The organism is Pseudoalteromonas sp. P1-9 (assembly GCF_001399975.1).
Classification (GTDB): domain Bacteria; phylum Pseudomonadota; class Gammaproteobacteria; order Enterobacterales; family Alteromonadaceae; genus Pseudoalteromonas.
The window spans coordinates 23,520-45,866 of the sequence record NZ_LKBD01000027.1 but is presented as its reverse complement, the minus strand read 5'-3'; the positions used below and the strand labels follow the sequence as shown (position 1 = coordinate 45,866).

Below are 22,347 nucleotides of genomic sequence, written 5' to 3'. Positions count from 1 at the left end.
CACAATTTACAACTAGCAATGATGGTACAAACAACTAGACTACACCTAGTTATACCCCTGTATTATCATTATGAATATCACACGAAGTTCCTTAAAAAAACCAGCCAGCGTGCTGGTGATTTTAGTGCTAATTATGCTGTTTGGCACAATTAGTATCTTTAAACTACCCATCCAATTAACCCCCGATATTGAGCAACCACAAATCACGATTATTTCAGGTTGGCGCCAAGCTGCCCCAGAAGAAATCGAGTCTGTGATCATCGAGCCGTTAGAAAATGCGGTAAAAAACACGCCTGGTGCGCTTGAGGTAAATACGCAAATTAACCAAGGGCAGGGTTTTATTAATTTAACCTTTGCTGTTGGCAGTGATATGCAAGAGGCGATGCTAAATGTGCTAAACAGCTTAAACCAAGCTCCGCCTTTGCCTTTAGATGCCATGGACCCAATTGTTACGGCAGGTGGTAATGCAGGCCCTGGCTCCGGTGGGCCAACCGCAGCAACCTTGTTGGTGGTACCTACGGAAAGTAGTGGTCATCTCGATATGGCGCGTTATCAAAAACAAATTGATGAATTAATTCAACCGCGTTTGGCTAAAATTCCCGGCGTGGCCTTTGTTAACTTAGCAAGCGAGCGGCCACGCGAGCTGCGTGTTACTTTTGACCCCCATAAAGCAGCAGCGCTAGGCATTAGCTTAAATCAAATTAGCCAAACACTTGCTTCTTCTACTGACACTTCAGGTGGTATTGCCGATGTTGGTCGTCGTCAATATACCGTACGTTTCACTGGGCAATATGATTTAGATAATATGGCGCAAATGCGCATTGGCTATTCAGGTGAGCGCGCTATTTTCTTAGGCGATGTAGCGAAAATTGAAAATACCGTAACAGACCGCCGTGCAATGACGCTGCGAAATGGCAAACCTGCTTATTACATTACGCTTACCCGTGCCAATGAATCGAATACTGTTGCGGTACTAGATGAGCTGAATGCCACAATTAAAGAATTAAACGAAGGTATACTAGCTCAAGAAGGCTTAGCGATTGAATTAAGTTACGATGCATCTGTGCATATTCGTAACGCATTACAGTTGGTAAAAAGTAACCTTGGCCTAGGTGTATTATTGGCCTGCGGTATTTTGTGGTTGTTTTTCAGAGGTTGGCGTACAACGTTAATTATTGCATCGACAATTCCGGTGTCGTTAATGGTGGCTTTTTTAGCGCTAAGTATTTTTAACCGTAGTTTAAATGTAGTGTCGTTGGCAGGATTGGCGTTTGCTGTAGGTTTAGTGCTTGATGCTGCGATTATTGTGCAAGAAAATATCACGCGATTAATGCAAGCAGGTATGGCACGAAAGCAAGCCGTGTTAAAAGGCGCAGTGCAAGTAAGTGGTGCGCTATTTGCCTCTACCGCAACCAGTGTGGCGATTTTCCTACCAATTTTATTTATGGCGGGTATTGAAGGTCAGCTCTTTTCAGATTTAGCGTTAACGCTTTCTATAGCGGTAATTGCCTCATTAATTAGTGCTATCAGTATTATTCCTATTGCCAGTAAATATTTACTCAGCAATGAAAATAACGACGATCAATTTCATGCTTACTGGCGTCGCTTAACCAATTTAATTATGCGACTGACTAGCACTCGTACTAAGCAAGTTTCTTGGGTGGTAGGATTGTTAGGTGGCGCGGTACTGGTGACATACACTTTAGTGCCGCAAACTGACTTTATGCCACGCGCACCAACTGATGGCTTCTTTTATAGTTTAGTAACGCCAGCCGGTGCCAATATTGATTACATGGAAGAGGAGCTGGCTGAGAAAGTAAAACAGCGCCTAATGCCTTATTACTTAGGTGAGAAATCACCTGCAATCAAAGATTTTAATTTCTATGTGTTTGGTTCAAATGCGGGTGGCTTTATTTATTCTGCCGATGCTCAGCGCGTAGAGGAGCTAATGCAAGTTGCTCGCGAGGAAATATTTGCAGAGCTGCCCGATACTCAAGTCTTCTTATTTAGAGGCTCGATGATCCAAGTAGCAAATGGGGGCAACGGCCGCACTTTAAGTATCGACTTGCAGGGCTCTAATATGGAGCAATTGATGTCTACTGCGCAACTAGCATTGGCTGAAGTAAAAAAAGCTATGCCTAAGGCAATGGCGCAGCCGCAACCCTCTCTTAATATGGCTGAGCCAGAACTGCGACTCACGCCAAATGATAGACGCATTACGCAAGCGGGTTTAACACGCCGAGATGTAGCAAGTGCGGTGCAAGCCTTTACCAGCGGTATGTTTATTAGTGAATACTTTGACGGTAACGAACGCATGAACGTGATTTTACGTGCTAATCCATGGCAAAGTCCCGAAGAGCTAGCGAGTTTGCCTATCACAACACCATTGGCAGGTGTGCAAACGTTGGGTGAGCTAGCCACTATTGAGCGAACCGTTGGACCATCTCAATTACGCCGTGTAAATGGCTACCGTACTGTTAGTATTCAAATTACACCGCCAAATGATATGAGTTTACAGCAGGCGCAAAAAATACTTACTGAACAAGTGATGCCCGTTGTGCGTGAAAATTTACCTCGCTCAGCAAACGCAATTTTGGCAGGTAATGCGCAAAAAATGAATTCAGCAATTGAAGAAATGGCCTACAACTTTGTGCTTGCGCTATTTATTTTATTTTTGTTGATGACGGCGCTGTTTAAATCGGCTCGCGATAGCCTGTTGGTGTTGTTAGTTATGCCTCTGGCCGTAGCGGGCGGCATATTGGCGCTAGCGGCACTTAACGTTGTGAGTTTTCAGTCACTCGATTTACTTACTATGATTGGCTTTATTATTTTACTCGGGCTGGTTGTGAACAATGCGATTTTATTAGTAGATCAAACTCGCCAAGGCGAACGTGGTGGTTTATCACGTCGTGAAGCGGTTGAAAATGCAGTACTTATTCGTGCAAGACCGGTTTACTTAAGTACCTTAACCAGTTTATTTGGCATGTTGCCACTGATGATAATGCCGGGTGTTGGCTCGGAGATTTATCGTGGACTGGCGACTGTAATTGTTGGCGGTATGGCAATTAGTGCCATGTTTACCTTAATTTTAATGCCAAGTTTATTACTACTAGGTAAACAAATGCCACCGCAATTAACACAAGCAAATACTAAAAACGATAAAACACAATTAGATCTGGTTGCTAATAAGTAGGGGATACCAAGATGAATAAACCATTAAATACGCTATTAGTTGCTTCATCGCTGTTGGTTGCACCTTTATATGCATTACCAACAGTTGCGGTTAAATTGGTTGAACAAGCGCCACTTGTTCAAACCGTGGCTTTGAACGGCACTTTAAGAGGTAAAGGCGATGTTGATTTAACCGTTGGCACCGCGGGGAAGCTTAGTTTTGTTGCAGAGCCAGGCGCTAAGATAAAGCAAGGTGAGGTGATAGCGCGAATTGAAATGCTACCGCTTGAATTAGAAGCGGCAGAGCAGCGCATTATGATTAAGCGTGCTGAAGTAAATTTAACTTATCAACGCCAAGAGCTTGAGCGGCTAAAAAAATTAGCTAAGACCAGCAGTGCAGCGGCAAACCAAGTTGATTTAGTACAAAGTCAGCATGACTTAGCTCTCACCGATATTGAGCTGGCAAAAGTGAAGCTGAAACAAATTGAAGATCGCATGGCACGAGCAACTGTAGTTGCACCATTTGACGGCATAGTCAGCAAACGCTTTTTATTAGCGGGCAGTGATGCAAGCCGTGCTGATAAGTTGGTGCATTTTATTGATATCAATAACTTGGAAGTACGTTTTTATGCACCGGTAAAGTACTTGGCATATGCAGCGGTTGGCCAAAACGTTAGCTTAAGTAGCGGCAGCTTTGATAATTTGCAAACTGGTAAGGCAACGGTAAGCGCAGTTATTCCAGCCACAGATTCGCGCTCGCAGACATTTGAAGTGCGCGCTAAGCTGCTCACAAACAATAAAGTGAGTTGGGCCAGTGGTCAGCTTGTTGATGTTGATTTTAATATTGAAAAAACACAACCAAGCTTATTAGTTGAGCGTGATGCGCTTATTTTACGAAAAGCAGGTGTTCATGTTGTAAAAATACAAGATAACAATAAAGCACAACAAGTTGCCGTGGAAGTTGGCCAAGGGCAAGGCAGTAAAGTTGAAGTGCGTCCTGTAACATTGGAGCAATTAAAATTAGGTGATAAAGTTGCCACCAGAGGCGCTGAAAGACTCACATCAGGACAAGAAGTGTTAGTGCAAGAGTAAGCTTAATTAAAAATTTTGACACAAAGTGAGAAAATTTATTCTTACTTTGTGCTTTTGCTTATGAAATTAGTTGGCTAATTTAGCTCTGTTTGTAAAAAGAAAACTCGAAAAAACAGGCTGTTTTGCTTAATTCGCGGAAATAGTGAAAATAAAAGCAAGTTTTACTTTCCCTCGGGGCAAGAGATCACTATAATTAGCCGCTATAAAATTTACACATGAGCTGAACTAAAGATCGGGTTTCTTGATCTTAGCCTGTATTTGCTGTATAAAGAGCGCCCTTTGATTAATTCCGGGGCAGAAACGTACACAAACCTCGGAAGAAATGATTTAGCTCGAGCGAAGTTATTGGAGATAAATAGACATGTCTAAAGTCTGTCAAGTTACAGGTAAGCGTCCAGCGGTAGGTAACCACCGTTCACACGCTCGCAATGCGACTAAGCGTCGTTTTTTACCTAACCTACAAACTCACCGTTTTTGGGTTGAAAGCGAAAAGCGTTTCGTTACATTACGTACTACTACTAAAGGTATGCGTATTATCGATAAGAAAGGCATCGACGCGGTATTAGTTGATATCCGTGCTCGCGGCGAAAAAGTATAAGGAGCTTGAGTCATGCGTGATAAGATCCGTTTAGTTTCTACTGCTGGTACTGGTTATTTCTACACTACCGACAAAAACAAGCGTAACATGCCTGAAAAAATGGAAATCAAAAAGTACGATCCAAAAGTACGTAAACACGTGATTTTCAAAGAAGCAAAAATCAAGTAATTGTGATTTGCTGAAAGAATTAAAAAAACCCGAGTTTATCTCGGGTTTTTTATTGCCTGAATTTTAAGTCAACTTAATTTAGTAATACCCATTCACTTACGTAAGCGTTTTATTTTTACGTTGTAAAGCTGCGTTGATGACAGGACAGGACAAAAGTTTTGCTATTGAGTGGTTCTAATTGTAAATAGGCATCAGCAAGTGTTTAACTTTAACAATGCTTGAGATGTTAGTAGATTATAGCTTTCAGCTCATTTTTTATTGCTGTGTGCGACTGGTAACAGTCTTACTTACAATCATATCGTAGTTATTAATCACACTTGCTAAGTTGATTTGATACAAATCTAATAGTTCACCTTGATTTCGTCCCGCCTGCTTTGCTTTATATAGTGCTTGATCTGCAAGTTCTAGGGCAAAGTCTAATGTTGTCTCATCATAAATATTGACGTTGGAAGCAGCGCCAATCGATACCGAAATTGAAACGTTATGCTGCTCAAATGTAATGGGTTCTGAATTAGTGATAGCTAATAGTTTTTTTATAAGCTGAGCGTCAGCTTCTAGGTTGCTATTTTCAATCACCAGTAAAAACTCTTCGCCACCCATGCGAATCAGATTATCTTGCTGGCGAATTGATTGCCGAATGCGCTGACAAAATTGTTTTAGTACCTGGTCGCCACAGGCGTGGCCATGGGTATCGTTGAGCGATTTAAAATGATCAATATCAAGGGCGAATAAGCTAAAACTAACTTCAGGTACATTCAGCATACGCTCGCGCTGTTGTACTTCAAAAAAGCGACGGTTTAAACCTTCGGTAAGCGGATCGATAAAGCGTTCTTCATTGAGCTTAGTATTGTGTTTGGTTAGCTTTTTATTGGATGTATTTAGCTTGCGATAAAAAAACGACAAAATAATAAAGGCCAACAAAGTGATAACAGCACTTAATACCCATATTCGTTTTTGCAATGACTTGTTTTCAATTTCAGTATTTTTGCGCTGATTATCAAACGCTAGTTGCTCAATTTCTTGATCTTTTTGGGCCACCTCGTAAAGCTCTTTAATGCGTAGCATGCGGCTCTCGCGTTCGGTGTTAAATATTTTATCGCTCAGTTCTTTGTAGCGTAGTTGTGCTTTATATGCCGCTTCAAAATTTTCAATGCTGGCCATCGCTTCCGACCAAGATTTATAGTTATCTGCCAACAAGCTAATCATTTTATACTCTTCAAAATAGCTATTGCCTTTATCGAAGTACTCTTGAGCTAGGTCGAGCTGATTTAAATAAACATTATTAATCGCCATAATAGAGTATGCGTGCGCAGCAAGGGTTTGATAGTCACTTTGTTGTGCATATTGCAGCGTCTTTTCTGCGTAGTCATTTGAAAGCGCAAGTTCGCCTTCAGTAAAGGCGATTGCAGCTAAATTGCTGTAAATTTCGTGAATTGCATCTTGGTTTTCAAGCTTTTTAGCCTGTTCAATAGCGTCTAGATAAATGGCTTTTGCTTGAGCTGTATTACCTTGGCTATTCAGAATAAACCCTCTATTTTGATACAGACCTAAAATGGCATTTTGTTGGTCAACGCTTTTATACCAATCAATCGCCCATTGGTTATTTATCAGTGCGTCGTCAAAAAAGCCGAGTTCGGCTTCTGAGATTGCGATAATGGCTCTGCTGGTGGCTTCTCGGTAATTGTCTTTATTAACGTTAGCAATAGTCATTGCCAATTTTGCTGCCTCAATTGCCGCCGAGTTCCTGCCTGTATCTTGTGCCATCATGGCAAAGCTAATGGCAATCCAGTATTTAAGCACAGGTGTTTGTGTATTGAGTGCATAGTTAAATGATTGCTCAATGTAGAGGTCGTATTGCTTAGCATCTTTTTCAAAATAATAGCGCCAAGATTTACAAAAACTGGTTGCTGCAGAAATAGCGGGATCTGAGGCTGAGCTGATAGTCAGTGCCAGTAAACTTTGTTCTGTTTGTTGGTAGGCATCTTGTTGGTTATTCACCAGTTCAAGATAGCAACGATAACTTAATAGGTAGGCGAGGTCGTTTAAATTATTTGTCGGATTCTGTTCATTAAACTGATTCAGCGCAGCCAGCATCTCAAGGTTGTCTTGATTGTGTTTAAGCGAAAGCTGTTCAATGCGATTTTCGTAATTGGAGAATGTTAAGTTACTTTGCTTTTGAATGTGTGCGCTAATATTTTGCTGTGTGGCTTGCTCTGTCTCTGTCGCATCAAGCGCAGCTGCAAATAAAACACAAAACAAAAATACTATTAATGGCATCGCAAACTTAACTAATTACATTTTCATAAGCATAGAGCTTAATTGATGGCTTGCATAGCGAAATGGCGCTTTATCTTAAGCATTAAAAAAGGCGCTAGACGCGCCTTTTTTACTAAAGCTTAATTAAGCAAATGCATCTTGTAGTGGTGGTACAACTTGCTTTTTACGACTTAGTACGCCATCTAACCATACACGGCTTTGCTCTGGTGCAACACCGTAAGCACGCTCAACAATGCCTTCGTCATCAGACGCAATAAGCATTTGTGAACCTTCTTTCATGATATCTGTAAGTAGTAAGAATACAGAGTGGCGGCCGCCTTCTTCTTTAAGCTTTGCAATATCAGCTTCAAGATCAGCTTTGATGTCGTCGAATACCGCTAGGTCGATAACTTCTAACTGACCGATACCTACTAGGTTACCGTTCATGTTGAAGTCTTTAAAATCACGCATAACTAGGTCGCGAGCTGGCGTGCCTTCAACCGCTGATTTAACTTTAAACATCTCCATGCCAAATGCTTTGTAGTCTTCAATACCTGCAATTTCAGCCAGTACTTCAACACACTTGATATCAGCAGTAGTACAAGTTGGTGACTTAAAGATAACAGTGTCAGATAGGATTGCACCTAACATAAGACCTGCGATGTTCTTTGGAATCTCAACGCCGTAGAAGTCATACATCATCTTGATGATAGTATTTGAACAGCCTACAGGGCGAATCCAACACTCAAGTGGTGTAGATGTCGTTAAATCGCCAAGTTTGTGGTGGTCAACAACACCCACAACGGTTGCTTCATCAATGTCATCTGGTGCTTGTGTTTTTTCAGTGTGATCTACAATGTAAACCTCTTCACCTGCGTAGCTCATTTTAAGCTCAGGTGCTTCAAAACCAAATGTGTCTAGAATGAATTGAGTTTCAGGTGATACATCGCCTAAACGTGTTGCGATTGCTGCTTCACCAATTTGATTCTTTAAATATGCAAGTGCAATTGCACCACAGATAGAATCTGAATCAGGGATCTTATGACCCACTACATACATTGCCATGGACGGAACTCCTTAAATTTTGGCGCATAGTTTAGCAAAAAAATAGCCTTTTAACAGCGACAGAAATTACTCATTTGGTATTACTTATACGCCACCTAAACGGATGCTAAAACTGCTTGTTTCATATAGACTTAGTAATACTGTAATACGTGCGTTTAGGATTGAAATGATTAGGCTTGGAAGAACTGGCTGGAATAATGTAATTATTTTCGCCATGCTGCTAATGATTTTTTTGTTTAATGGATTACATCATAAGATTATATCGACGTCTGATGATGAGGCTATTCAATCATTGTTGCCACCCAATAGCGCGGTACTGACCTATCAATACAGCGATTTCAAAATTGAGCGTATCGGTACGAGTTGGCGCACTAATAAGCAGCTAAATATTGATGTTGAATTGCTTGATTTAAATTGGCGACAAGCAAGCGGTGAGATGATGCCGATAGTTGATGAAAAGTCCTCGGCGCTCGCAAGCGTGGAACTTTTCATTGCAGGATATGATCGCAGTTTGGTGTTTGACGTATTTACTACGCCAGATGGGTGTTTTGTTTATGACAATCAAGCGCGTCGTTTAAAATTAGATAAACAAACCTGCAATCAGTTATTTCCTACCACGGAGTTTTAGAGTTTTTTATGCCTGAATTACCAGAAGTTGAAGTAAGCCGTTTAGGCATTACGCCACATATGCTAAACCAAACGGTGAAACAAGTGCGCGTGCATCAAGCGCAATTGCGTTGGCCGGTGCCAGACGACGTTTATCAACTTGAAGGTAAAACCATTATAGACATTAGCCGCCGTGCAAAATACCTAATGATTAGTGTGGATACCGGCAGTGTGATATTACACTTAGGCATGTCGGGGAATCTGCGGGTGGTCGATAATTCTGTACCACTCAAAAAGCATGATCATATCGAAATAGAGCTCGAAAATGGCAAAGTGCTGCGTTTAAATGATCCTCGTCGCTTTGGTGCCTGTTTGTGGCAAGCTGTGGGGGAAGTTCATAGCAGCTTACTAAAATTGGGCCCAGAACCATTAACAGACGAATTCGATGCTGATTATTTGTATGAAAAATCACGACAAAAGCAAACTGCGATAAAACAGTTTTTAATGGATAACAGCGTGGTTGTGGGCGTGGGTAATATTTATGCCAATGAATCTTTATTTAAAGCGGGTATTCATCCTAAACGTGCGGCTGGCAAAGTCTCTAAAAAGCGTTACCAACAATTAGTGCCTATCGTAAAGCAAACGTTAGCGGATGCCATTGAACAGGGTGGCACAACACTGAAAGACTTTGCTCAAACTGATGGCAAGCCAGGCTATTTTGCTCAGAAGTTACTAGTGTATGGGCGTAAAGGCGAGCTGTGTGTAACCTGCAAAGAGCCGCTGCTTGAAATTCGTCAAGGGCAACGCAGTACAGTGTATTGTAAAAATTGTCAGAAATAGAGCTAGAAAAAAGGCGCCTTAGCGCCTTTTTGTTTAGGTGTATTTAAAGGTCAAATGGGGCAACGCCTACGCCTTCGATACGATAACCTACTTTTGCTAGCTCGCCTTCCCAGCTTTCGGTTTTCATTTTACCGGTAACAGAAATCGCATCGTAAAGGCTTTCAATTGGCACGCCATCTTTAAAGGTTACGTGCACAATTTGGTTGGGTGGCGGCGGTGGTACATGAATACATGCGCCAAAGTAAGGTACTAATAAAAATTCGGTGATGACTTCATCATTACCTTCAAGTGGCACTACAAAGCCCGGTAATGTCACCATGGTATTATTGAGTTCTTTTACGATGGGGGCATTTAAATCGGGTTGAACCCAATTGGCCTCAGAATTTTCATTGTGTGCGGATTGTCCTTCAACTGGTGATGACGAATAGCCTTTAGGAATGAGGTCTTCCCAGTAAAGTTCTTTTGCTTTGCCATTGGCAAACAGCTGATTACTTAATAACGTTATTAAGGCGAAAAAAGTAAACAATAGCGAATGTCGTTTCATATAATTCTCAAACTTTTATGGTTAAGCCATCGCTCAATGCGTAACGATATGCTTTGTAAGCAGGTAAACAACCAAATAAGGTGCCAAGCAAAATAATACCAGCCAATAAACTCATTTGATATTGGCTAAGTGCCATAAGTTGCAAGTGAATACCACTGATGCTGCCAAACATATTAGCAAGCAAGACAATGACAAGATAATAAAATGCGATGGCCAGCAAGGTGGCACACACTGTGATTAAAAGTGCTTCTAACCCGAGCAAAGTGAATATAGTACGAGGTGTAGCGCCCACTGAGCGTAAAATCGCAAGCTCGCGGCGGCGTTGGCTGAGACTTGCCAGTAAGTTAGTCAGCATACCAAGCAACGCGATGACCACGACTGCACCTGAAATAACCAATAAGGCTTTTTCAAATATACCGACTACTTCCCATAATTGGCGCAAAGTGAATTTGGGCATAATCGCCAGTAGTGGTTCTTGTTTGTATTGGCTGATGTTGCGCTGTAGCTGAAGTGCAAAAATTGGACTTTTTAGGCCTAATAAAAATGCGCTGATCTGTTTTGGCTGACCAGTGAGTTCCGCATTTGATAGTGCAGGCAACTTGCTATGTTTATCACTTTTTTCGCTGCGATGCTGATCATCATGGTGGTCATGGTCATGATGCTCGCCTGCTTGATGCTTTTCGCTAATGCTGGGCGCTGTCGCTGAGCCATGAATATTATCAATTGCCACTAACGGTACATGCACACTGTTGTCTACCGCCGTGCCGGTTGCCGCTAAAATTCCCACGACTTTAAATGGGTGGTCGTCATGATGATGAAAGCTGGTATTGCCAGCGCCATGCGACAGTATAATCGAGTCACCTAAATGGTAATGCAGCTTTTTAGCGACATTACTACCAAGCACCACATGATTTACTTGTTCAAAAGCGTGTCCTTTTGAGAATGCGAGGTTTTGCTTATTGGCATAACGGTAATGAGCAAAGTAGTCATTATTGGTACCAATAACGCTAAAACCTTTGTGGCTATCACCAAGCGAAAGTGGAATAGCCCATTTTACTGAGCGTTTGCTGGTAATATCTTGATAGCTTGTGAAACTTAAATTGTTCGTTGGGTGACCGATACGAAATACCGAAAAAAGTAATAATTCGGTGCTGCCAGTGCGAGCACCGACAATTAAGTCGGTGCCTGATACCGTATTATGAAAGCTTGCTTTGGCATCAACACGGGCGCGTTCAATAAGTAGTAACAAGGTAATACTTAAAGCAATCGCAATGGTCGTTATCGCAATACTTGAAAAACGATTCAGTAAGCTTTTACGCGAGAGGGTTAATAGGCTCATAGTGCTTGCTCCTGCATAAAGCTTGCAAGCGCCACTTGCCTATCAAATAAATTTGCGAGCGTTTGGTCGTGGCTGACAAACAAAATACTGGTTTGATTATTGTTAGCTTGCTCAAAAAGCTGGTTAATAAATTCTTCTCGGGCGTCGTTATCAAGAGCAGACGTAGGTTCATCGGCAATGATGAGCTCTGGTTCACCAAGTAATGCTCTGGCAGCGGCAACGCGTTGTTGTTGCCCGATACTGAGTTGACTGACTGGCTTAGCAATATTCTGTTCGCTTAAACCAAGCGCCATTAATAATGTTGTCGCTCCTTTTTCAAGACTGCCGTATTTGGCTGTGGCTTTTTCAGTACGTATTTTTGAGAACTCACACCCCAGCGCTACATTTTCGGTCGCCGATAAAAAAGGGATTAAATTAAATTGCTGAAAAATATAGCCAATATGATCTGCGCGAAAGCGATCTTTTTGTTTTTGTGACAGAGTCGAAAAAGCCGTGTCTAAAATCGAGATTGAACCACTGTTATGTTTTTGCACTCCGGTAATTAGTGACAGCAAAGTTGATTTACCACTGCCGCTTGGGCCGTAAATAAACACATGTTCGCCATTTGCTAAGGCAAAATCATGCAGCACAAATTGGCTGCGAGCGCCTGGGTAAGAAAAAGTGAGATTGTTTATCGCTAACATGACTGCACAAAATTAGTTTACATTGGTGTGATACTATAACAACAATACCTTGAAACCAATCTTTTGCGATAGCAATTCATACCCTTGCTTTTTTTGTTCAATTATTGAGTTTACAGTGACTTTTCACTAAAATTGGCGCACCCCAATTTAGAGCGCATAACGCGCTTTTCTAGTATCAAAAATATCTTTTGGAGTTTCCATGAGTTCATATAAGGTTTTGGACGTAAATGACGATTTACCGATCCGTACCAAAGGTAAGGTTCACAGCGGTAAAGTTCGCAGTGTTTATTGGTTAACCGAGCAAGACAGCGTTCGCTTAATCGAAGAAAAGGGATATAACATTCCAAAAGATACACCACTTGCACTGATGGTTATTTCAGACCGTATTTCAGCGTTTGACTGTATTTGGCAAGGTGAAAATGGCTTAAATGGTGTGCCAGGTAAAGGTATTGCACTTAACTCAGTGGCTTCTCACTGGTTTAAATTATTTGATGAAGCAGGCCTTGCGGGTAACCACATTGTTGATATTCCACATCCTTATGTATGGATTGTACGTAAAGCTGAAACTGTTCGCGTTGAAGCAATTGCACGCCAATACATTACTGGCAGCATGTGGCGCGATTACGCAAAAGGCGTTCGCAACTTCTGTGGTATTGAGTTACCAGAAGGCCTTGAAGCAAATCAAAAGTTAAACGACGTACTTATTACACCTTCAACCAAAGGTATTATTACTGATGTGCCAGAAGTGCCGCCAGTTGATGATGTAAACATTACACGCAAAAACATTACTGATAACTTAGCGGCATTTAACTTTAAATCAGAAGCGGATGTAGCGCAGTACGAAAAGTTACTAACAGAAGGTTTTGCTCTAATTAGTAAGCAATTAGCTGAGCTTGACCAAATTTTTGTGGATACGAAATTTGAGTTTGGTTATGTAGAAGAAGTAGATGGTTCGCATAAGCTTATTTATATCGATGAAGTTGGTACACCAGATTCATCACGTATTTGGGATGGCCCAGCTTATCGCGATGGTAAGATTGTTGAAAACTCGAAAGAGGGTTTCCGCCAGTTATTAATTAATAACGTGCCTGATAGCGATGTATTACTTAATAAAGATCGCATGGATGAACGTGAAGAACTCGCCAAAGGTTACAAACTACCGGTAGATGTGATGATGCAAGTGTCAGACACTTACGTAGGTATTGCGAGCAAAATTGTTGGTAAACAGTTAGAAATCCCAAGCGATCCACGTCAAGAAGTGATCGATATTCTTGATAAAGAGTATGGTCTAATCGACTAAGCTTTAATACGCCTTAAATAACCTTTATTTAGGGCGCTTTTTTATTACACCTTTTCTCTATTAGATTTTATCTACCCAACCTACTATTTATTGCTTTCTGCTTATCTTAGCGCTTAAGCCTAAAAACAATGCTTCTCTCAAGTACAGTTATCCTGCAGGCTATTCGTCAGTAATGATGGTTGGTGCAAGTTAAAGCGCTTAATTGCCAAAACTCAGGCGGTATTGCTGCGGTTATAGTGAATAATGAGGCTGGATTATTCAGTGGTACATTGGGCACACCTAATAACACTAATATCCCAACAGTGGGCGTTGCTTTTGAAGACAGAAGCCAAGTGATAAATGCGTTTTCTATTCGCGTTAAAGTGGGAGATGGCTATATGAGTGGTACTTCCATGGCAACACCAGCTGTTGCAGGTATTGCTGCACTGGTTTGGTCTAATCATTCTGATTGTAGCGGTCAAGAAATTCGTAGTGCATTAAAATCGAGCGCGCTTGATGGGGGCACCGCTGGTAAAGATGTGTACTTTGGTTATGGCATAGTGCAAGCAAAAGCCGCAGATGATTACTTAATTGCTAACCCATGCGGTGGTGATGGCGGTGGTGACCCAGGTACTACAGACCTTAACATAACTGGCTATAAAGTAAGGGGCGTACAACATGTAGACCTTGTTTGGTCGGGCATATCGGGCAGTTCGGTCGACATTTACCGTAATGGCACTGTTGTTACCTCAGTAAGCAATAATGGTGAATATACAGATAACATCGGCGTAAAAGGCGGTGGTAGCTATACTTATAAAGTATGTGAAGCGGGCACCAATCAATGCACTTCAGAGCAATCGGTGGTGTTTTAAATTAAGTTGCGACAAGGAAGTCGCATACCAAATGCTAGCAGTGGTTCTATGTTTGACTTAAGCCTCAGTTAAAATTCATGTAACATACAACAAAAAATTGTTGGAAATAACATGAAGAAGAAAGTTGCCGCAATTACCAGTTCACGTGCAGATTACAGCCATTTATATTGGCCGCTTAAGTTACTTGAAGCCGACTCAGAAATTGAATTAACCATAGTTGCAATGGCGGCTCATATGTCGCCAGAGTATGGTAATACTTGGCAAGAGATTGCAGCTGAAAACTTCTCTCATATCGAAACAATAGAGTGTCTTTTGAGCTCAGATACAGATCTGGGAATGGCAAAATCTCTTGGTTTAGCTACGCTGAGCCTTGCGGATAAGCTATCCCAATTAAAACCTGACTTAGTATTAATCATTGCAGATCGTTATGAAATGTTAGCGCCTGCCAATGTAGCATTAACATTACGTATTCCAATTTTGCACATTGAAGGTGGTGATATTAGCGAAGGTGCAATTGATGATGCTGTACGTAATGCGTTAACTAAAATGAGTCATATTCATTTCACTCCGACAGAAAAAGCAAAACAACGAGTTTTGGCAATGGGCGAAGAAGAGTGGCGAGTGCATTTTAGCGGTGCCCCATCACTTGATCATATTGCAAAGTCAGCAATAAAAAATAAGCAAGAAGTTATTCAGCAATTAGGTCTACAGAATAATTTACCAATAGTTGTTGTTGCACTTCATTCAGTTACTTTACTTAAAGATACAACGATTGAAGTTGATTCGTTATTTTCAGCATTAAGTGAACACTATGTTCAATATGTTTTTTGTTTTCCTAATGCAGACTCTGGTTCTCATATTATTATGCAAAATGCACAACAATTTTGTGAAAGACATGCTAATTCACAGCTATGTGTTAATTTAGATCCTGTGAGTTATTTTAGCCTGTTGGCAAGTGCAGATTGCATGATTGGAAATTCATCAAGCGGCATAATGGAAACCCCAAGTTTTTGTTTACCCACAATTAATATAGGTTTACGTCAAAAAGGACGAGAACAAGCGAAGAATATTATCGATGTAAAAGCGGATAAAAAAGCCATCTCGAATGCGATTACGCAAGCACTTAGCACTGAATTTAGAGAATCAATTAAAGATACAATTAATCCATATGGCAATGGCGATGCCTCTGTAATTATCAGAGATGTGATCAAATCATTACCAGAACGAGATGTTTTGCTCTTTAAGAAAAACCAATTGTAGGGAAAGTAATGAGTAAGCACTCTAAGATTCAAAAAAAGGGCATTAAGTTCACATTATTTATACTGTTTTTACCATTTGTGGTGATTGCGAGTAATTCTATATTTGAAGATATTACTCAGAAAAGCGGAGTAAACTTCAATCATTTTAATGGTATGACAGGAAAGTTTTATTTTCCTGAAATGACAGGCTCTGGCGGAGCCTTATTCGATTATGATAATGATGGTGACCTTGATTTATACATAGTGCAAGGTGCTTTGCTTGGTAAAAAAGACACCTTAAAAGATACGCTTTATAAACCCCAGCAGCCAGTCGGCGATAAATTGTATCGCAATGATTTTATTTTAAATGGCAAAGTACGAGGAAATGTTAGTTTTACAGATGTTACAGAGCAAAGCAAATTAGCGGTTACTGATTACGGTATGGGCGTTGCTGTTGGTGATTATAATAATGACGGATGGCGCGATCTTGTCGTAACAAATTATGGCTTTAATCGTCTTTTAAAAAATAACGGTGACGGCACATTCTCAGATCACAGTGATGCATTAAAACAATCGCAACATCGTTGGGGTACGAGTGCGAGCTTTTTTGATTATAACAATGATGGTTGGCTTGATTTATATATCACTAACTATGTTGATTATGATGTTAATAATCTTAAAAAGTGCTATGCCCGCAATAGCCGCCTAGATTATTGCGGTCCAGCTGCTTTTACACCTCAAGCTGATACCCTCTATCTAAATAATGGCGATGGTAGTTTTTCTGATGTGACATTTAAAACTCTATCAGACTATCAAGCAGGACCAGGGCTTGGCGTGATTGCTGATGATTTTAATAGTGATGGGTGGCTTGACTTATTTGTTGCTAATGATGGTGCGGCTAACCAGCTGTGGTTAAATCAACAAGGTAAAGGGTTTGTTGATGATGCACTTTTTTCTGGTACTGCTTTTAACTTAGATGGTCAAGCTGAAGCAAGTATGGGCGTAGATGCTGCGGATTTTGATAATGATGGTGACAGTGATTTGTTTATGACTCACCTTATGGGTGAAACAAATACATTATATAAAAATGACGGAACCGGCTTATTTACCGATGTGAGTCAAAAAATGGGACTTGGTTTATCAAGCTTGCCATACACTGCTTTTGGAACTGCTTGGTTGGATTTTGATAACGATACCTTTTTGGATTTAGTAGTTTTAAATGGCGCTGTTACCTCTATTGAATCTCAATTACAGGCAGGTGAAATCTATCCATTAAAGCAACCTAATCAATTGTTTATGAATATTTCAGGTGGAAGTTTTAAAGAATTAAAGGGGGAAAGTGTTAGTTCTTTAAACCAAAGTTATGTATCACGTGGTGCGGCTGTTGGCGATTTGGATAATGATGGTGATACAGATTTAGTTGTTTTTAATAACAATGGACCAGTACGCATTTTGCAAAATACCTATACACAAAAACCTAACTGGGTGGGTTTCTCATTGAATTCGAAACAATTTAAACGTACCAGTTATGGTGCAAAAATTGAGGTTAAATTGGCTTCTGGAAAGTCTATATGGCGCCGTGTTAGAGCCGATGGTAGTTATTGTTCAGCAAACGATGATCGGATCTTGGTGGGTTTAGGAAATAACACGAAAATTAATCAAGTGGTGATCCATCAGCCGAGTAAAAAACCGCAAATATTAAATTCGTTTAAGCTAAACCAGTATAATTCGATAACACTATAGCTTGCTAAATAAGAGTTAACTAAATGCATATCTGTATTAAAAAGTTCCTAGCGTGTGGGCTATTGCTTGTATCAAGCCAAGTATTTTCATCAGAATTATCAGACAAGCTTAAAGCAATGTCGTTTGATAGTTTGGAGCCCTTAGTTACTGAGCATATTCAACAGCAAATAATTGAGTTAGATGAGACAAATACAGAAGCGTTGTTTAAGCTTGGTAAAACATTACAGGCTTATGAATTTTTTGAACAAGCCATAAACTGTTATTTAAAGGTTATTGAATTATCTCCGCAAAAATTTGATGTGCAGTATTTATTAGCAAAAAGTTACCTACAAGCGAATATGCTGGAAAATGCCATTGACGCTTTTGAAATTGCGCTAAAAATAGATTCAAATTACTTACCTGCGCATACTAGTCTGATTGAGTCTGCTATTAATCTGGAGCAACTCGGATTTGCTCAAACCAAATTATCAAGCTTACCAGAGGGGTTACTTAAAACACCTACAGTGTTGATGCTGCAAGGTGATATATATCAGTTACAAAAGCAGCACCAAAAAGCAATTGAGTTTTATTATCAAGCTCTGTCATTACAACCGAAAGCGAGTCGTTTGTACTATAAAATTGCCATGAGCCAGCGAGCGCTTAATTTAAAAAATGAAGCGCGAGAAAGTCTTAAGCTCAGTGGAAAAATAGGTGTGAAACCAATCGACCCCATTTTCACTGAAATTGCTGATTTGGCCAAAGGCGAGCGTATTAACTTATTAAAAGGTAAGTCTGCATTTTCAATGGGACAGTATCAAAAAGCACAACAGTATTTCGTCGATGCTATTAAGAGCGAGCCTAAAAGTGCAAGAGCGAGAGTGAATTTGAGTGCAACGCTAGTTCAATTAGGTCAAATGGATGAAGCTAAAAATGTGCTTTTAGAGGCATTAACGTTAGACCCAAATAACACAACGGCCCACTATAATCTTGCTGAGTTACTATATTTTAGTCAAAACTTTGAGTTGGCAAAGACACATTATCTTCTGGTTTTAAAAGATGCACCAAATGATTTACCCGCAAATTTTGCATTAGCAAAGACTTTCATACAATTAGATGAAATTTCGAAAGGTGAACAGTATGTTGAAAAGGCCAATATATTTTCTCCGTTAAAAACGTCTCTTTTCTTTGAATTAGTTGAGCTGCTTTACACTAAAAGAGCGTATAAACAAGCAGTAGCATTAATGGAAAGAGCGTTAGTTATCGCTCCTGAAAATGCCATTGTGGCATTAAATTATGCAAATCTGTTACAAGCATTGTCTGGGGGCTTTTATGCCGATGATGATAAGGCAATAATGCTGTATGAGCGTCTTATGAAAAGCAATCCCAGTTTTGATATCGCTAGCCGTTTAACTCAAGCATATCTCAATGGATATTATTGCAAAAAGGCCGCTGATTTGATGGTGCAACTTGATAACCTGGCACAGCAACAAAAAACCGATATTTCACAATATAAGCAATCCACGCTAGCTCAATTAAATCAGTTACAACAGTTCGCAGTGTGCAAATAATAGAAGCAGATATGTTTAATAATATTAAATTAAGTTTACTAATTCTCGCTACTTTTTTAGGTGGCTGCGGACCTAATGTAACCAACCAATTTAAGATAAACGAACAAATGGCCCAGCAAAATAATCTGGGTGTTGGTCAAATGGGGCAGTTTGATTACGCTTTAGCGTATACAACATTTGACGAACTCGCTACAAAATATCCTGACTGGGAACAAGTAAAAATAAATCGAATTATTGCATTGTTAAATCGCAATCTAGAAGGTGATACAGAGCAAGCTTTAGCGGCCATTGAACAGGTGATTAAAGCTAACCCTCAAAATGTGCAAGCACGTTATATTCGAGGTTTACTAAAACAGCATGCTGGTGATATAGCAAGTGCTGCAATTGATTTTAAGTTTGTTATAGATACACAACAGAGTGATGCTTATGCTGCATACTTTTTGGCGCAGGGCTTTGCACAACAGCAGCAATATCAGCAAGCACTCGATTGGTATCAAAAAGCGATTAATTACGACCCATACTTACGCAGTGTTTATTATGGTGCATTTAAGGCTTCACAACAGCTACGTGATAGAGCGAAAGCAAAAGCTTATTTACAGACTTTTCAAAAGTTAAAAACGAATCCGAGAGCACAACTTGCTGAAATTAAATACACGCGAATGGGCCTACTTGCTGAAGTTAAAACTGTTGATGCTACTCGCAGTAATAATGAAACAACACCTAAATCCCCACTTTTTAAGCAGCCTAGTACATACCATATTGCACATAAAAGTGTTGGTTTTGCCGCTAATTATCAAAATAACCAAACCCTATTAGCAACGTTTTCATCTGAACCTAAATTACTGAATTATAAAAGTAGTGGCTTTAATGAATCTGCTGCACCTTGGGTGAAAATTGATAAGATAAATGCGATCGCTTGGGCTGATGTGAATAATGATGGCTATACCGACGCATACTTAATGCGCCAGGGTGCAAACCAGCTTTGGCTACAAGATTCGGTTGGCCAATTCACACAATCATTATTTGAAGGTATTGAGGGTGATGGTAGTAATACTATAAATGGGGTATTTTTTGATGCTGATCACGATGGTGACCTCGATCTGTTGGTGCTAAATGAACAGGGAAAAGTGTCACTTTTAAACAACAACTTAAATGGCACGTTTAGTAATATTTCAGAGAAATTACCTGAACAAGTAGCTTCATTAAATATCAGTAACTTTGTCGTTCAGGATTTTGACAATGACCGTGATACCGATATCTTATTATTAACAGCCAATAACCAGCACCTCTTACTCGATAATTATTTGTTGTGGCATTACCAAATTGGCGAGCTAGGAAGCTCTTTCGCAAATTCATCAATCGAGAATGCAATTGCAGCAGACATTAATAGTGATGGTTATATTGAGCTTTATACTGTCAATGAAAATGGCCAGCTATTAAGTTGGCATCGCCAAGCACAAGGTGGTTATCAACAAACACAAATAAAATTGCCAATAACGCTGGCGACGGATGCCAACTTACATTTAGCTGTTGCGGATGTTGCTGGTAAGGGTGAATTAGCACTGTTAGTAACGACATCCGCAGGTTGGGCTGCATTAACGATTAAAGAAGATATAGCGACAGTGGTATTTGAAGCTAAATCGTCAGCACCTATTGTTAACTTCCAGCCTCTTGCTTTATCAGCTTCCCATGGTCCAACGATTGCTGCGTTAACGTCTCAGAATGATCTTGTACTTTGGCATTCAAATAATAGTATTAACCGGTTTGTTACCTTGAGTGTTTCAGGCCTTGAGCAAGATGCAGATGGTATGCGTTCGAATGCATCTGGTATCGGTACTAAGATTGCGCTGCGAACTGGTTCTCGTTGGACTTTAACCAACACTTTCAAACAAAGTTCATCAGCGGGTCAAAGTTTGCAGCCAGTTATAATTGGTATAGGAAACAAAAGTGCTGCTGATTTTGTTGCCTTAGAGTGGAGTGATGGTGTTTACCAAACCGAACTAAATTTGCAACCGGGGATTCACCATATTACAGAGACTCAGCGCCAGCTAGCGAGTTGCCCAGTACTATTTGTATGGAATGGCGAAAAGTTTGAATATGTTAGCGATATTCTCGGCGTTGCCGGTATCGGTTTTGCTATAGGACCAGGGCAGTATGCAGAGCCTCGCCCTTGGGAAAACTTTATGTTGCCAAATAATTTATTGAAAAGTAAAGATGGCGTATATGAGTTATTGCTAACAGAGCCAATGGAAGAGGTTATGTACCTAGATAATGCCCGTTTAGAGGTCTATGACTTACCTCCTGGGTGGCATTTAGCACTCGACGAGAGAATGGGCATTAATGCCCCATTCCCAACGGGTGAAGCATTTGTATATCAAGACTTTATTTCTCCACTAAAAGCATTTAATGGCGAGTACCAAGATGTTACAAACAGCATTTTGCTTAGAGACAATATTGCCGCACCTATACCAGAGGCGGATAAACGTTTCTTAGGATTAACGAAAGAAGCACATCAACTAACAGTGACTTTTTCTGAGCCAATTAATGAGACTAATAACCCTCATCTATTAATAGATGGGTGGGTGGAATATCCTTATTCTCAAACCAGCTTTTCAGCTTGGCAAGCAGGAGAGGTTTATAAGCCAGCAAGTCTTGAAGTAAGAACACCGGATGGACAATGGCATATGCTCTATACAGATTTTGGTTACCCAGCGGGTATGCCAAGGCAAATGAGTTTACCGCTACTCAATCTACCAAATGGAGTAGATGCAATTCGCTTATCAGCCAGAATGGAGATTTTTTGGGACCGTATTGGTTTAGTCTACGGTCAGTCGCTAGAGCAACAAAGTAGCACCGCGAATTTGGCTCTTAAACGTGAAGCGCCTCTTTTAGCTGCAAGTGCAGAAGACTTTGGTTTTGCTAAACGTTCGACTCTAGCACAGAAAAGACCGCATTATGATTTTGAACAATCTCAACCAATTTGGGACACAAGATACCCAACAGGTTACTACTCTCAACTTGGTGATGTAACTGAGCTGGTTAAAGAACATGATAGTGCACTTGCGATTATTGGCCCAGGTGAAGGGATACGCCTCCAATTTGCCGCAACACAAGCTCCGCTTAAAGCAGGGTGGCAACGTGTTTATGTTTTATCTTCAAAAGGTTGGGTAAAAGATATGGATATGTATACTGAAGACACCAGCACGGTAGGGCCACTCCCAGGTGAGGAAACTAAAGCGCGTAATAAACTTCACAGCAAATATAATACGCGCTTCGAGTAATCAGTTGTATATTTTACATGCACAT

General features: G+C 40.4%; 17 protein-coding genes. 12 read left to right on the top strand and 5 right to left on the bottom strand.

Annotated elements, in window-relative coordinates; all coding sequences use genetic code 11:
- Positions 1-70: 70 nt before the first annotated feature.
- The 4 genes from AN214_RS15485 (at position 71) to rpmG (ending at position 5,029) form a co-directional block, all read left to right on the top strand.
- Entirely contained in the window at positions 71-3,193 is a 3,123-nt protein-coding gene (locus AN214_RS15485; protein WP_054980550.1) for an efflux RND transporter permease subunit, read from the top strand.
- An 11-nt stretch (positions 3,194-3,204) separates the two neighbouring features.
- Complete coding sequence (locus tag AN214_RS15480) at positions 3,205-4,263, top strand: efflux RND transporter periplasmic adaptor subunit (RefSeq protein WP_054980549.1); 1,059 nt, start codon at positions 3,205-3,207, stop codon at positions 4,261-4,263.
- 361 nt (positions 4,264-4,624) lie between these two features.
- Complete coding sequence (gene rpmB / locus AN214_RS15475) at positions 4,625-4,861, top strand: 50S ribosomal protein L28 (RefSeq protein ID WP_010562023.1); 237 nt, start codon at positions 4,625-4,627, stop codon at positions 4,859-4,861.
- Between the two features lie 12 nt (positions 4,862-4,873).
- Positions 4,874-5,029 carry a 50S ribosomal protein L33 gene (gene rpmG / locus AN214_RS15470; protein ID WP_005493124.1) on the top strand — a complete coding sequence of 52 codons (156 nt, stop codon included), beginning with the start codon at positions 4,874-4,876 and terminating at the stop codon, positions 5,027-5,029.
- 255 nt (positions 5,030-5,284) lie between these two features.
- Here the strand turns inward: rpmG and AN214_RS15465 are convergent, their stop codons facing one another.
- Positions 5,285-7,306, bottom strand: a complete 2,022-nt coding sequence (locus AN214_RS15465) for a GGDEF domain-containing protein (protein ID WP_054980548.1) — start codon at positions 7,304-7,306, stop codon at positions 5,285-5,287.
- A gap of 123 nt (positions 7,307-7,429) precedes the next feature.
- On the bottom strand, positions 7,430-8,350 hold the full coding sequence (locus AN214_RS15460; RefSeq protein WP_010562021.1) for a manganese-dependent inorganic pyrophosphatase: 921 nt from the start codon (positions 8,348-8,350) through the stop codon (positions 7,430-7,432).
- A 166-nt stretch (positions 8,351-8,516) separates the two neighbouring features.
- On the opposite strand from AN214_RS15460, the gene AN214_RS15455 reads away from it, so the two are divergent.
- On the top strand, positions 8,517-8,978 hold the full coding sequence (locus AN214_RS15455) for a hypothetical protein (RefSeq protein ID WP_054980547.1): 462 nt from the start codon (positions 8,517-8,519) through the stop codon (positions 8,976-8,978).
- Between the two features lie 8 nt (positions 8,979-8,986).
- Complete coding sequence (mutM, locus tag AN214_RS15450; RefSeq protein WP_054980546.1) at positions 8,987-9,796, top strand: bifunctional DNA-formamidopyrimidine glycosylase/DNA-(apurinic or apyrimidinic site) lyase; 810 nt, start codon at positions 8,987-8,989, stop codon at positions 9,794-9,796.
- Between the two features lie 43 nt (positions 9,797-9,839).
- Here mutM and AN214_RS15445 read toward each other — a convergent pair whose 3' ends face one another.
- Genes AN214_RS15445 through AN214_RS15435 form a run of 3 tightly spaced genes read right to left on the bottom strand, consistent with a single transcriptional unit; the run spans position 9,840 to position 12,362 of the window.
- Entirely contained in the window at positions 9,840-10,340 is a 501-nt protein-coding gene (locus tag AN214_RS15445) for a DUF3299 domain-containing protein (RefSeq protein WP_054980545.1), read from the bottom strand.
- Positions 10,341-10,347: 7 nt separating this feature from the next.
- A complete protein-coding gene (locus AN214_RS15440) occupies positions 10,348-11,679 on the bottom strand; it encodes an ABC transporter permease (RefSeq protein ID WP_054980544.1) in 1,332 nt (443 codons plus the stop codon).
- Entirely contained in the window at positions 11,676-12,362 is a 687-nt protein-coding gene (locus tag AN214_RS15435; protein ID WP_054980543.1) for an ABC transporter ATP-binding protein, read from the bottom strand. Before AN214_RS15435 ends, AN214_RS15440 begins: the two co-directional genes overlap by 4 nt.
- A 199-nt stretch (positions 12,363-12,561) precedes the next feature.
- Between AN214_RS15435 and AN214_RS15430 the strand changes: the two genes are divergently transcribed.
- The 6 genes from AN214_RS15430 (at position 12,562) to AN214_RS15405 (ending at position 22,322) form a co-directional block, all read left to right on the top strand.
- Positions 12,562-13,662, top strand: a complete 1,101-nt coding sequence (locus AN214_RS15430) for a phosphoribosylaminoimidazolesuccinocarboxamide synthase (RefSeq protein WP_054980542.1) — start codon at positions 12,562-12,564, stop codon at positions 13,660-13,662.
- A gap of 182 nt (positions 13,663-13,844) precedes the next feature.
- Positions 13,845-14,513: a S8 family serine peptidase gene (locus tag AN214_RS15425; protein WP_054980541.1), complete on the top strand. Its 669-nt coding sequence runs from the start codon at positions 13,845-13,847 to the stop codon at positions 14,511-14,513.
- 111 nt (positions 14,514-14,624) lie between these two features.
- Entirely contained in the window at positions 14,625-15,773 is a 1,149-nt protein-coding gene (gene neuC / locus AN214_RS15420) for a UDP-N-acetylglucosamine 2-epimerase (RefSeq protein WP_054980540.1), read from the top strand.
- Between the two features lie 8 nt (positions 15,774-15,781).
- Complete coding sequence (locus AN214_RS15415) at positions 15,782-17,494, top strand: CRTAC1 family protein (protein WP_054980539.1); 1,713 nt, start codon at positions 15,782-15,784, stop codon at positions 17,492-17,494.
- 23 nt (positions 17,495-17,517) lie between these two features.
- A complete protein-coding gene (locus AN214_RS15410; protein WP_054980538.1) occupies positions 17,518-19,041 on the top strand; it encodes a lipopolysaccharide assembly protein LapB in 1,524 nt (507 codons plus the stop codon).
- A gap of 11 nt (positions 19,042-19,052) precedes the next feature.
- Positions 19,053-22,322 (top strand): FG-GAP-like repeat-containing protein, encoded by a 3,270-nt coding sequence (locus AN214_RS15405; protein WP_152960785.1) that lies wholly within the window; start codon positions 19,053-19,055, stop codon positions 22,320-22,322.
- Positions 22,323-22,347 lie beyond the last annotated feature (25 nt).

What these genes read in the sequence shown, in the direction of transcription:
- neuC (WP_054980540.1), top strand. Translation starts at nt 14,625, where the DNA reads ATGAAGAAGAAAGTTGCCGCAATTACCAGTTCACGTGCAGATTACAGC.
- AN214_RS15460 (WP_010562021.1), bottom strand. Translation starts at nt 8,350, where the DNA reads ATGGCAATGTATGTAGTGGGTCATAAGATCCCTGATTCAGATTCTATC.
- AN214_RS15415 (WP_054980539.1), top strand. Translation starts at nt 15,782, where the DNA reads ATGAGTAAGCACTCTAAGATTCAAAAAAAGGGCATTAAGTTCACATTA.
- AN214_RS15480 (WP_054980549.1), top strand. Translation starts at nt 3,205, where the DNA reads ATGAATAAACCATTAAATACGCTATTAGTTGCTTCATCGCTGTTGGTT.
- AN214_RS15465 (WP_054980548.1), bottom strand. Translation starts at nt 7,306, where the DNA reads ATGCCATTAATAGTATTTTTGTTTTGTGTTTTATTTGCAGCTGCGCTT.
- rpmG (WP_005493124.1), top strand. Translation starts at nt 4,874, where the DNA reads ATGCGTGATAAGATCCGTTTAGTTTCTACTGCTGGTACTGGTTATTTC.
- rpmB (WP_010562023.1), top strand. Translation starts at nt 4,625, where the DNA reads ATGTCTAAAGTCTGTCAAGTTACAGGTAAGCGTCCAGCGGTAGGTAAC.
- AN214_RS15440 (WP_054980544.1), bottom strand. Translation starts at nt 11,679, where the DNA reads ATGAGCCTATTAACCCTCTCGCGTAAAAGCTTACTGAATCGTTTTTCA.
- AN214_RS15410 (WP_054980538.1), top strand. Translation starts at nt 17,518, where the DNA reads ATGCATATCTGTATTAAAAAGTTCCTAGCGTGTGGGCTATTGCTTGTA.
- AN214_RS15435 (WP_054980543.1), bottom strand. Translation starts at nt 12,362, where the DNA reads ATGTTAGCGATAAACAATCTCACTTTTTCTTACCCAGGCGCTCGCAGC.
- mutM (WP_054980546.1), top strand. Translation starts at nt 8,987, where the DNA reads ATGCCTGAATTACCAGAAGTTGAAGTAAGCCGTTTAGGCATTACGCCA.
- AN214_RS15430 (WP_054980542.1), top strand. Translation starts at nt 12,562, where the DNA reads ATGAGTTCATATAAGGTTTTGGACGTAAATGACGATTTACCGATCCGT.
- AN214_RS15455 (WP_054980547.1), top strand. Translation starts at nt 8,517, where the DNA reads ATGATTAGGCTTGGAAGAACTGGCTGGAATAATGTAATTATTTTCGCC.
- AN214_RS15485 (WP_054980550.1), top strand. Translation starts at nt 71, where the DNA reads ATGAATATCACACGAAGTTCCTTAAAAAAACCAGCCAGCGTGCTGGTG.
- AN214_RS15445 (WP_054980545.1), bottom strand. Translation starts at nt 10,340, where the DNA reads ATGAAACGACATTCGCTATTGTTTACTTTTTTCGCCTTAATAACGTTA.
- AN214_RS15405 (WP_152960785.1), top strand. Translation starts at nt 19,053, where the DNA reads ATGTTTAATAATATTAAATTAAGTTTACTAATTCTCGCTACTTTTTTA.